Below are 11,241 nucleotides of genomic sequence, written 5' to 3'. Positions count from 1 at the left end.
CTGGCAAGCTTTACAGCCTTAGCGTAAGTTTCTGTACGGTTGCTACCAAAACGCCGTTCTTGCGATTTTAAATCGAATTAGCGATCGCACTCTAGAGAGAAAAATTATTTGACGGCACTGACAACTGCCAGGGTATCAATATACTGTCTAAACTTAATGACCTTTCCATCAGTATGAGCTACTTGTGCGATCGTCAAATCTCCCTGCAACAATTGCTTGGCGCGATCGATGCGAAAGCGAATATGGTACTGATGGGGCGAAACTCCCGTGGATTGCTTGAATAAACGGGCAAAATGATAGGAACTGAGTCGAACGACAGCAGCCAGTTCGGCTAAGCTTAAATCTCGCTCTAAATGCTCGTGGATATAGTCGATCGCTTGCTTTAACTGCTGCTTGGATAGTCCGCCTTTGGGAGAGCGAATGGCACGTTCTCGCGTCGAGTATCGAGTCAGTAAGTGAACGGCTAAGGCGTTTGCCATCGAATCGGCATAGAGATGACTTCCTGCGCCATCGAGATCGAGTTCCCTTTTGAGTGCTAAAGCGATATTTTGAATCAGCGGATCGAAAAACCCAGTTAGTTGAGGGACGAGTTCGATGCTATTTCCCCCACCCAATTCATAACTGAGTTGTAGGAGTAGAGTTGGTTCCAGATATAGGTTTAAGAATTCTGCCTCCCCATTCCAACGAAAAGTTTGCCACAGGTTGGCTGGATAAAGACCGATATCGCCGGGTAGCGAATGTACTGTTTCAGAACGAGCTTCTACCACCTGTTGCAACCGCACTGGATTGCCGACGTTAATGCAAATAATGTGTTGCCCGAAAGAATGTTCGGGAATGCAATGAGGAGGCTGACGGAAATGAGCGAGCTGAATATTTTTCCAGCCTGCTTTATAACTCGAAGCGATGGGCAAGCAAGAGAAAATAGACAGCAGGGTATCTTCTTGAGTAAAATCGATCGCTAGAGAATTTTCTTTCGACATCCCACTATAGCCCTTCACAACTCTTAACGACAGGTAAATTTTACTCCTTGAAAGGAGAAGCTTGTACCCTCTTAAATTTTGAATTTTGAACTTTGAACTTTGAATTGTTTTGGTCATTGCCAGAGCCTGCGCTGCTCTCTATCTTTAGAGGTACGACCGTTGGCTCGAATTAGGTATATCTTATTAGGTATACGGCTCCTAGATATATTGATTTTGATTCTAAAAGCTCGCAAAAAAAACTCCGAAAAAATCGTGCAGTCGGATCGCATTTAAATGGCTTGAGCTAGGAACTATATCTTTTAATAAAAAAGGAATTTTTTAAACCTACATTAGCCAAAGCAAAAAAAGAAATTCACGAAGTTAGAGGAGGCTCCGCCGTCTCACGGTGGAGTATCTCTAACTAGCAAACTTGTCTATTACGAGCGAGTTCCCAAAGATAGTGCCCCTTTTTTAAACTGGTGCGATCGCTTTGGGGACGAAGCTCATTGTCAAAAATCTACCTGCAAACCGACTGGTAAAACTTAAATAACGATCGCTGGCAAATAGCCACTCGACAATCTGCTTAAATTTGTGCCTCCATCAATATTAATTAAGCAAAGAATGAATTAAGGAGGGGGTCTCAGTGTATAGAAACTTGTTTGTTTTAACATTACTATTGACTCTTGGCATATCGGAAGGTTTGATTAAACCTGCTAAACTCTCAGCCTGCACCGAATCCGAGCTAGAGTCCGCCGAACGCACGGCACCTCTATTCAAAAATCTTGGCAACTACCATTACCCAATTTCAACTAAAAATTCATTGGCTCAGCGCTACTTTGACCAAGGACTGATCCTAGCTTATGGATTCAACCACGCCGAGGCAGCGCGTTCTTTCAGCGAGGCAGCCAAACTCGATCCCAATTGCGCCATGTGTTACTGGGGAATTGCCCTCGTCCTCGGTCCGAACATCAACGCCCCGATGAATGCAGAAGCCTTACCCGATGCTCGACAAGCTTTACAAAAAGCGCTTGCATTGAGCCAAAATGCCACTGAAAAAGAACGAGCTTACATCCAAGCTTTAGCAAAACGGTATCCCTCAGAACCCGTCGAAGACCGCGCACCACTCGATATTGCTTATGCTAATGCCATGCGGGAGGTGACGCAGCGCTATCGAGACGATCTCGACGCAGCGACGTTGTTTGCGGAAGCGCTCATGGATACGACTCCCTGGGATTATTGGGAAGACAATGGCGAACCCAAACCAGAGGGCAAAGAAATTATCGCAACTCTAGAAAATGTCTTAGAACGCAATCCGAACCATCCCGGCGCAAACCACCTCTACATCCATGCTGTAGAAAAAGAACGTCCCGAACTCGGCATTGCCTCAGCAGATCGCCTGCGCAATTTAGTTCCCGATTCCGGGCATCTCGTCCACATGCCATCGCACATTTATCTGCGCGTCGGACGCTACGAAGATGCTTCCCTAGCCAACGAACGCGCGATCGCCGCCGACGAGTCTTACATCGCTCAAACCCAGGAACAGGGCTTCTATCCCGCCCTTTACTACAGCCACAATATACACTTCCTTGCCTACTCTGCGGCGATGGAAGGACGCAGCCAGACAGCTCTCAACGCTGCCCGTAAAATCGCCTCGCACATTCAACCAGAGCAAGCTAGCCAGAGCGCAGAACTTCAGTGGGTTAGCTCTACTCCGTTATTTATGATGGCGCGGTTTGGACAGTGGGATGAAATCCTCAAGCAGCCCCAACCCCTTGCCGACCTTCCTTATATGACAGGGATATGGCACTACGCTCGCGGGCTGGCTTTCGCTACCAAAGGACAACTCGACGAAGCCGTCAAAGAGTCAAAATCCCTGCAACAAATCGCCCAGAAAGGCGGACTTAAATCCTTAGAAGTCGTCTCTGGAGAGAAACAGATCGCGATCGCGGATAAAGTTCTCCAGGCAGAAATCGCGGGTTTGCGCGGCGATGAGAATGAAAAAATCCGTTTACTTGAGACTGCCGTCCAAGTTCAAGACGAACTTCCTTACATGGAGCCGCCTTATTGGTACTTCCCGGTCAGACAATTTCTCGGTGCGGCACTGCTCGAAGCAAACCGTCCAGTAGAAGCAGAAGCCGTCTACCGCCAAGACTTGGAGCAACACCCCAATAATGGCTGGTCGTTGTTCGGATTGGCACAGAGTTTGAAGGCGCAAGGCAAGACTGAGGAAGCCAAAGCCGTACAAAGCCAATTTGAGGCGGTTTGGAAAAATGCCGACGTAAGCCTTAAGGCTTCGCGATTTTAACGTTTGGCTCAAATCTTGCACCACGATCGGTAAGCCTCATATTGCGCCAAGAAATAAATTTCTTGGCTTACAGCCCAAGTCCATTAAAATTGACTAAATTCTGCTGTGAGTCTTCTATAGAAGCGTGTCATCACTCAGGTGTAAGATGTGAATTTAGCGATCGCGATGCAGATAAATCCATCAAATTGTTCATCTTACTCCTAAATTAAAAAAGATAGTCGCGCGACGGATACTATTTTGGCTGCCTTGACTGCTAATCGTAAGCGATCGCAAGTTTTTAAACAACGGTTTGACAGCCAATTCAACGACGCGAACCAGCGGTAATTTTTCATCGAGAATTGGTTCGCTTTGATTCCAATCAATATAGAAATAACCATCATTTTCGGTTGGCAAGGCAGAAATTGCTTGTTGAAATTTTTTGCTATTGACTAGAGAACGTTCTGCATCTTGCAAGGCTTTTGCCATCGCTTCCACAGAAGTAGCAAAAATCTCGTATTTATCGACGCTCGTATGGACTCCACTGACCGTTGCCTGCAAACGCGCCAAACTATCCAATCCTTTCCCAGTAGAAGTCGATAGTTTCGTCCATGCAGTGACCGTCTTATCTAGTAGGGGCAAATTGCCAACGCTATATCCTTGTTCTTTTGCCAGCGTATCTAAATGTGCGATCGCTTCGTCAGCATTCGCATCGGCCGTTTTCTCGGCAATAAAGATCCAATCCGGTTCGCCTCCATCGGGGTGCGGCACCAGAGCGAGGCTATATTCGCCTCGAACCCAGTCAAAAATCTCTTGGGGCAAATTAATTCCTAAAGGTTCTTGCAGGAGGTTGAGCGCTTGATTGAAAATTTGCTGAAGTGGACTATCAGGTTCTAATCCCGTCTCGATTTGCGTCCAAAACTGCTTTAAATTCATCCCCGCCGCCGTCAAAATTGCGTCGTCGGGGACGTATGCCAAAGCTCCCACGGGTGCAGCTAGCGCAGGCGCTTTGTTTTCTGCTCCCGCTACGCCGATAAGTGCCGTTTGAGCAACCAATCCCTGAGACTTCAGCGATAGGGCTACCGTAAGTATCTGTCGCACTTCGGGGGTTTCTGGCACGGGAGCATTGGCGATCCAGGCAGAAACGGCAGGAAGGTTGGCATAGACAACGCCGATTCGAGGTTCGAGGATGGTTTGCAGGGCTTCCTGGTAATAGGGAGAATTTTTTAAGTTGAGATCTGCTACTTGAACGTTGTTAATGGCATCTCGCAACACTTTGGGATCGTTGGCAAAGACAACGAAATCGCCAACGACAGCACTGGCAAGAAAACTGGTCTTTAGCGGGGGTTGCAGGGGTCGCTTATAAATGAGATCGATCCCTTTGTATCGTTCAAAAACGAGATCGAAAGTGCCCGCGATCGCCTGTTTGGAATAGGATAATTGGAGAAATTCCCGCGCCAGTTCCGGATCTTTCGTTCTCACCGCGAGTAAATAGCCCGGTCGCACGCCGTTAGCCGGATCGCGATCGAAGTCGAGAGAAGTGACCGAGAGGGTGATTTCATCCCCAATCCAGGGTCGAATCTCTTTTTGATAGTCCAATCCCGTGTTGGCTAATAGACTTCTTTCTACTTGTTCGATCTCGCCACGCGATCGCCGTCGGTTTTTGGGATAGGCGGTTAATTGAGCAAAGGACTCCAGGCGATCGGGATTGACCAACAGCGACACCATTACGGGGGCTTGTTTGGGAACGAAGATCGCCGCCGTTGGTTGGTCTATCACTCCTCCTTTGACCAAAGGGAGCGGACTTTGAGCCAAAATCCAATATAAGCTCCCGCCAGCAATAGCTAATAGCACGACGGCAACGGTGGCAAGAACGAGCAAAAAAGAGCGAAGTTTCACGGCTATCAGTTATCGGTTATCGGTTGTCACTGATTTGGGTTATACCATTGCTAAAAAAGAGCGCTAAAGATGCTCCTTGAGGGAGCCTGATACCCAGCGCTGCTGACTAATTGTCAATTGCGAATTGGTATTTTAGATCTTCCAATGGTCTAGCATACCTTGCTTGGGGCGCGATCGCTCTTTTCATTTGCTAATCTATTAACAAATATTCCTATAGAAGTATCTTCTCAAAAAGGTTATGGAGCGATCGATGTCCCAAATTAGCGTTGAAGAATTGGCACTACGTCTTGCCAAACGAGATTCCCAATTGCAATTGATTGATGTGAGAGAACCCGAAGAAGTGGAAATAGCCTATCTCGAAGGATTTGAGGTACTTCCTCTCAGTCAATACGAACAATGGTCACAACAAATTAAGACGCGCTTCGATCCCGATGTTGAAACGTTAGTAATGTGCCACCATGGCGTGCGTTCTGCCCAGATGTGCCAGTGGTTACAAAATAATGGCTTTACCAATGTTAAAAACGTTGCCGGCGGGATCGATGCCTATTCTCTTTTAGTCGATCCCAACGTGCCTCGATATTAGAAGTCGGAAGGCAGTTATTAGCGATCGTAGGGGTGAGTGTGTCTAAAACAGACTTACTAACAGTTCATGTAAAAAAACCGCCTGTACAGCAGTCATTTGATCAAAGGATTGGGGATTAGTTATTAGTTAGTTGGTAGTAGTTACTTGTCTCCCCGTCTCCCTATCTCCCCGTCTCCCACTTCCCACATTCCCCCATCCCTCAGTCTCCCAGTCTTCCGTCCTTAGAAAGTTTTCTTATTCGACCTCCACAGTTGAAAAAGTTATCTTAAAGAAAGAGTATATCCTTAGGGCTATACGTTTTTAGTACTTAACCAGTTATACTGACAAAAATTCATTGATTAACCTTTTTAAAAAATTCTGTTTCTTTGTTGCTATACCGTATGATCGAGCGACCATACTTAACAGAACGCTATCAAAATATTCTTAAAGCAACGATTCAACACTACATTGCTACGGCAGAACCCGTCGGCTCAAAAACCTTGGTTGAAGAGTACAATTTTAGCCTAAGTTCGGCGACAATTCGGAATGCGCTGGGACGATTAGAAAAAGAAGGTTTATTGTATCAACCTCACACTTCTGCCGGGCGAATTCCTTCGGATTGGGGATATCGAATTTATGTTGACAGACTGATTGTACCGGATGAGAAAATAGGACGGAAAATCGAACAACTGCTGAACCAACAATTAAATTGGGAGAAGTGGAGTTATGAGGCTCTTTGGCAAAGGGCAACGCAAATTCTCGCTAATTTAAGCGGTTATATTGCTTTAATTACTATGCCTCAAACGTCTCCCAATCAATTGCGTCACTTACAGCTCGTTCGAGTTTCTTCCTCTCAAGTAATGTTAATTATCGTCACAGATAGCTATCAAACTCAATCAGTTTTGATGAATACATCCGATCTGGGATTAGAAGAAAGTCAGGAAACTTTGGAAGGGATCGAAGAAGAATTGCAAATTTTAACTAACTTTCTGAATAGTAAATTACGCGGGCGATCGCTGGCAGAATTAACAACTTTAAATTGGCAGGAAATCGATCGAGAATTTACGCGATATGCCAATTTTCTAAAAACGTTATTAAAAGAATTAAGTCATCGCTTTCACTATTCTCCATTAATTCCAATTATGATTCATGGAGTTTCCGAAGTATTGCGACAGCCGGAATTCTCCCAACTACAACAAGTGCAAACTTTATTGCATTTGTTGGAAGAAGAACAAGATCGACTTTTGCCGATTATTTTTGAATTCCCCGAATCCGAAACGTTCAGCAGGCGAGTTAGTATAAAAATCGGCTCGGAAAACCCGCTTGAATCGATGCGTTCTTGTACCTTAATTTCTGCCGTTTATCGACAGGGAGATAATCCAGCAGGTAGCGTAGGCATTATCGGTCCGACACGCATGCTTTATGAAAATATCATTCCTTTGGTCGAATCGACAGCCGACTATCTATCCGAGGCACTGAGTTAACCGAGTTCGATCGGGTTATTTTCTAGCGTTCCTCATGCTATTACAGATGACTCATCGCTGATAGCTGCTCGCTAGTTAAAGCACTTGTGCTCTCAACCAAGCGACAGGCAACGACAGAATTTTTTCTCTTTTAGAAACAAAAGCTCTTCTGGTGAAAACATCGTACTGGTTGCGTTCGATCGCGTCTAAAATGCCTTGATAGAGCATCAAAGCCGCCCAGACGGGCAAACGAGAATCTAAGTAGCGAATTCCTTTTTCCGCTTGGTGATAATATTGTCTCGCCCGTTGAATTTGAAAGCGCATTAAGGCACGCCAGCGATCGTCGATAACGCCTTTCATTAAGTCTTCTTCGGTGTAATCAAAGAGCCTTAAATCTTCGAGAGGCAGATAAATTCGACCTCGTTGAGCATCTTCCCCAACATCTCGGAGAATATTAGTCAATTGCATGGCAATTCCTAGCGCGATCGCTTCTTCTCTTGGTTCATAAAGTTTTTGTTGGCTTTCCCAAGGAACGGTACTATTGCTATTGCCGATTCCCCATACAGGATTGGTAATTAATCCGACTGTTCCTGCTACTCGATAACAGTACAGTTTAAGTTCTTCAAAGGTTTCATAGCGATTGCGATCTAAGTCCATCCTTTGTCCCGCAATCATGTCTCGAAAGGGTTGAATATCGATAGAGAAATTTTTAACCGTGTCGGTTAAAGCGACATCCATATCGTCTACAGGATGTCCTGCAAACAGTAACTCAAGTTGTTGTTCCCATTGTTCTAGAGTTGTTGGAGTTGTAGACTCTGACTTCACGCCATCTACCAATTCATCAGTGCGACGACACCAGGCATAAATAGCCCAAATGGCTTTGCGTTTTTCTTTTGGTAGCAACAGAGAGCCAAGGTAGAACGTCTTGGCGTATTCTGCCGTCATGTGGCGGCAGAATTCGTAGGACTCAGAAAGAGAGACTAGCGGTTTTTTGGGTGGGGTTGGTCTAGGCAATTGCAGCATTCATCGCTTCTCAGAACGATTATCCGTTTAAGAGGTGGAGGATGGTGTTTGACCGCTCCTCAGCCATTAAACATTTAGAATTGTCTCATTCGATTAGCAATCTGAATATTAACAATTCAAAATCAATGACACGGCAAGCAACTTAACTCGTCACCAACGGGGCTTCTCCTTCGACTGTTGAGGAAGAAGCGACTGGCTTTGGCGAGTAATCTTGCGCGATCGCAACGGCAGCTAATTTGCCAGAGAGAACGGCTCCTTCCATACTTCCCAGATACTCCTGCATGGTGTAACTTCCTGCAAGATAGAAGTTAGCAATGGGAGTTTTCTGAGACGGACGGTGGGCTTGTCTTCCCGGTACGGCTTTGTAAACCGATCGCGGTGTTTTCACCACGCGATATTTTAGCAATTTAGCAGGTTTTTGGCTCTTAAAATGAGCGGGAAAGAGTTTTTCTAGTTCTGCCATCGTTGCGGCAATAATTTCTTCATCGGATTTATCGATCCATTCTTGGGCGGGTGCTAGCACTAACTCCAACATGGAACGGTCGGGGTTAGCATATTCCCGACAGGTGTTGCTCATGTCGGCATAGACGCTGAGCAAGGGCGAACGGGAGAATAATAAATGGTCGATGTCGGTGAGCTTGCGATCGAACCAGAGGTGTAAATTTATGACTGGAACGCCTTCTATCCCCTCAAGTTTTTTGAAGAAATCGATTTCCCGCCAAGGTTGGGGTAACATAACTTTCAAAGGATCGACGGACATGGCACAGACATAAAGATCTGCCGTCAAGACTTCATCGGGTTCGCCGTTGAGTCCTCGCAGCAGAAATCCTTTGACTGTTCTATCTTCGTTAAGCAAAATCTCTTTGAGCGGCGCGTTTAGTCTCACCTCTCCTCCCCGTTCGGTGATGTAGTCTACCATCGGTTGGCAGAGCCGCTCTGTGGGCGAACCGTCTAGGAAGGCTACCTTAGAACCATATCGCTCTTTTAAAAAGCGATTGAGGGCAGTCAGGGGAATCGTTGCCGAAACCTCTTCGGGGTTGATAAAGGTAAGTGCTTTGGAGGCAGCAATAAAAATATCGCTATTGACCCGTTCGTCAACGCCTTGCCGTCTCAGCCACTCTAAGAGGGTGTATCGATCCATGGCTTCGACGTATTTCTGTCCCCGAATTACCGCAGGCAGCAAGCCAATAGCAAAGCGAATCTTTTGCTCCCAGGTGAGCATGTCATTGTTGCGGAGAATTGACGTAATGACATTGAAGGGAGCGGGGATATCGGGAACGTCAAAGCGAGAATAGGTTCCTGGTTTTTCTGGTTGATTAAAAATCAGTGTATGTTCTTTCCACTGAAGGCGATCTTCGATCCCCAGTTCTTTGAAGAGTTGGAGCATGTTGGGATAAGCTCCAAAAAAAACGTGGAGTCCCGTTTCGTACCAGTCTCCATCTTCATCTTTCCAAGCGGCAACTAACCCTCCCAAAACATCGCGACGTTCGAGGACAATGGGAGTGTATCCTGCATCGACAAGATACTTGGCACAAGAAAGTCCGGCTAAACCTGCTCCAGCGATCGCAACTCGCATGTTTAAATTTTTGAATCTCTATTTATGCTGAATGTTTATTGTGTCATTCCATTATACTTTGCATTTCGTTACATTTTGAGTCGATCGCAGAACTATTAAAAAATAATTAAATTTAATTGGATCTAATGCGATGCAACCTTGTTATTGGGCGATCGAACAACTACCCGGACTAAGCCAAGAGCAACAAGCTCGACTTAAGGCTTGCGGAATCGCGACGACAGAACAGCTATTACAGACAGCCAATACCCCTAGTGCCAGACAAGCACTAGCCAATCAGCTCCAGATTCACGTTCGGTATGTTAATAAGTGGGTGGCTCTAGCCGATTTAGCCCGCATCCCCAGCGTCGGTTGCGAATATTGTGGACTGTTGCTACATTCCGGTATTGTCTCTATCTCTCAGCTGGTGCAAACGCCCGTTCACAGATTGCACCAACAATTTTTACGGCTGCACGTAGCAACCATGCAGCGTCAAGATTTATGTCCTTCTATTGATGTCGTACAAAAATGGGCGACGGAAGCGCGATCGCTCATACAGCGACCGCCCCAGGCAACATGAGAATCTCCCGGCATGTATGACTACATTTCTCTTCTAAAAATATTTGACAAACTAGCACAATTATTGCTATTATGATATTCGGCTCAAAAATGGGACTGTAGTTCAATTGGTTAGAGCACCGCCCTGTCACGGCGGAAGTTGCGGGTTCGAGCCCCGTCAGTCCCGTGCCTGTTTCTCGGAATCGTCCAAGCAACAGGCAATTCAAGAAAGTGCTACCCAATATTCTAGTAATTTTCTAGTAAACAGTTCCCTTTAACGATGCGAGGTTGCCACGAGTAAACCCCGCTACAATCTTTTTGTTAGGATTTTCGGCATCGCGCCACTCATAAACCTGATTGCCACTGGCATCAGAAGCAATCAAATCGCCATCAAACATCATTACCTCTTTAATTTGCTCGTAAGTAATGGGTGTTTTGTCTTTGGCTTGTGCTACTAAGGCTTTAACTTTTTCCCACTTGGAGCTAGTTACGCTACCACCGATCTGGTTCGAGCGAGCCTCTTCAATCTGTTCTTGCGGCGCGGGCTGCTCGATTTGCTGAGAAGCAGGGGCAGGGGCTGCTGGGCGATCGCTACTGACTCCACAAAAATCCATTTCTATCTTGCGACCGGAAGCATCGACCATGTAGCAGCCAGATGCTTGAGCGTTATTGATGCCGATCATTGAAAATGAAGCTAATAGCAGGCAAAGTTTGACGGGGAATTTCATTACTTACTCACTGAATTCTAAACTAATGTTTCCCCTTGAGAATCTGCAAAATTCTGCGAGTAAGTACTGAATTTATAGATGGGATAAGATTTTATAGGTGTTTCCCCTAGATGCGAAACAGGTCATTGCTAGCTCGCTTTTTTTTTTACTTTGTCTGTCTTCTGGAGTTTAGACTAACAAGAAAAAAGGGCAGCCAAAAATAGCTTGCCTTATCTC

9 protein-coding genes and 1 tRNA gene are annotated in these 11,241 nt (G+C 45.8%); 5 read left to right on the top strand and 5 right to left on the bottom strand.

Annotated elements, in window-relative coordinates:
- Window positions 1–104: 104 nt before the first annotated feature.
- Window positions 105–980: an AraC family transcriptional regulator gene (locus NIES593_RS22845; protein ID WP_083602528.1), complete on the bottom strand. Its 876-nt coding sequence runs from the start codon at window positions 978–980 to the stop codon at window positions 105–107.
- A 622-nt stretch (window positions 981–1,602) separates the two neighbouring features.
- On the opposite strand from NIES593_RS22845, the gene NIES593_RS22840 reads away from it, so the two are divergent.
- On the top strand, window positions 1,603–3,264 hold the full coding sequence (locus NIES593_RS22840) for a tetratricopeptide repeat protein (protein WP_073601756.1): 1,662 nt from the start codon (window positions 1,603–1,605) through the stop codon (window positions 3,262–3,264).
- Window positions 3,265–3,453: 189 nt separating this feature from the next.
- On the opposite strand, the gene NIES593_RS22835 is transcribed toward NIES593_RS22840, so the two are convergent.
- The gene (locus NIES593_RS22835) at window positions 3,454–5,139 is read right to left on the bottom strand and encodes a DUF3352 domain-containing protein (RefSeq protein WP_073601755.1); all 1,686 of its coding nucleotides are present in this window, start codon (window positions 5,137–5,139) and stop codon (window positions 3,454–3,456) included.
- A 250-nt stretch (window positions 5,140–5,389) separates the two neighbouring features.
- Here NIES593_RS22835 and NIES593_RS22830 point away from each other — a divergent pair, with 250 nt between their 5' ends.
- Entirely contained in the window at window positions 5,390–5,722 is a 333-nt protein-coding gene (locus tag NIES593_RS22830) for a rhodanese-like domain-containing protein (protein ID WP_217652015.1), read from the top strand.
- 380 nt (window positions 5,723–6,102) lie between these two features.
- Window positions 6,103–7,185: a heat-inducible transcriptional repressor HrcA gene (gene hrcA, locus NIES593_RS22825; protein ID WP_073601753.1), complete on the top strand. Its 1,083-nt coding sequence runs from the start codon at window positions 6,103–6,105 to the stop codon at window positions 7,183–7,185.
- Between the two features lie 75 nt (window positions 7,186–7,260).
- Here hrcA and crtB read toward each other — a convergent pair whose 3' ends face one another.
- Both crtB and pds read right to left on the bottom strand, forming a co-directional pair.
- Complete coding sequence (crtB, locus tag NIES593_RS22820; protein WP_073601752.1) at window positions 7,261–8,187, bottom strand: 15-cis-phytoene synthase CrtB; 927 nt, start codon at window positions 8,185–8,187, stop codon at window positions 7,261–7,263.
- 142 nt (window positions 8,188–8,329) lie between these two features.
- Window positions 8,330–9,763, bottom strand: a complete 1,434-nt coding sequence (pds, locus tag NIES593_RS22815; protein ID WP_073601751.1) for a 15-cis-phytoene desaturase — start codon at window positions 9,761–9,763, stop codon at window positions 8,330–8,332.
- 130 nt (window positions 9,764–9,893) lie between these two features.
- Here pds and NIES593_RS22810 point away from each other — a divergent pair, with 130 nt between their 5' ends.
- Window positions 9,894–10,319, top strand: a complete 426-nt coding sequence (locus NIES593_RS22810) for a DUF4332 domain-containing protein (RefSeq protein ID WP_073601750.1) — start codon at window positions 9,894–9,896, stop codon at window positions 10,317–10,319.
- A 91-nt stretch (window positions 10,320–10,410) separates the two neighbouring features.
- A tRNA-Asp gene (locus tag NIES593_RS22805) sits at window positions 10,411–10,484 on the top strand.
- Between the two features lie 70 nt (window positions 10,485–10,554).
- Here the strand turns inward: NIES593_RS22805 and NIES593_RS22800 are convergent.
- On the bottom strand, window positions 10,555–11,025 hold the full coding sequence (locus NIES593_RS22800) for a hypothetical protein (protein ID WP_073601749.1): 471 nt from the start codon (window positions 11,023–11,025) through the stop codon (window positions 10,555–10,557).
- Window positions 11,026–11,241: the final 216 nt, after the last annotated feature.

It is taken from the genome of Hydrococcus rivularis NIES-593, from assembly GCF_001904635.1.
Lineage (GTDB): Bacteria > Cyanobacteriota > Cyanobacteriia > Cyanobacteriales > Microcystaceae > Hydrococcus > Hydrococcus rivularis.
This window is presented reverse-complemented; position numbering and strand designations above follow the sequence as displayed.

Coding starts and splice junctions, on each gene's coding strand:
- hrcA (WP_073601753.1), top strand. CDS start 6,103: ATGATCGAGCGACCATACTTAACAGAACGCTATCAAAATATTCTTAAA.
- pds (WP_073601751.1), bottom strand. CDS start 9,763: ATGCGAGTTGCGATCGCTGGAGCAGGTTTAGCCGGACTTTCTTGTGCC.
- NIES593_RS22845 (WP_083602528.1), bottom strand. CDS start 980: ATGTCGAAAGAAAATTCTCTAGCGATCGATTTTACTCAAGAAGATACC.
- NIES593_RS22810 (WP_073601750.1), top strand. CDS start 9,894: ATGCAACCTTGTTATTGGGCGATCGAACAACTACCCGGACTAAGCCAA.
- NIES593_RS22800 (WP_073601749.1), bottom strand. CDS start 11,025: ATGAAATTCCCCGTCAAACTTTGCCTGCTATTAGCTTCATTTTCAATG.
- crtB (WP_073601752.1), bottom strand. CDS start 8,187: ATGCTGCAATTGCCTAGACCAACCCCACCCAAAAAACCGCTAGTCTCT.
- NIES593_RS22830 (WP_217652015.1), top strand. CDS start 5,390: ATGTCCCAAATTAGCGTTGAAGAATTGGCACTACGTCTTGCCAAACGA.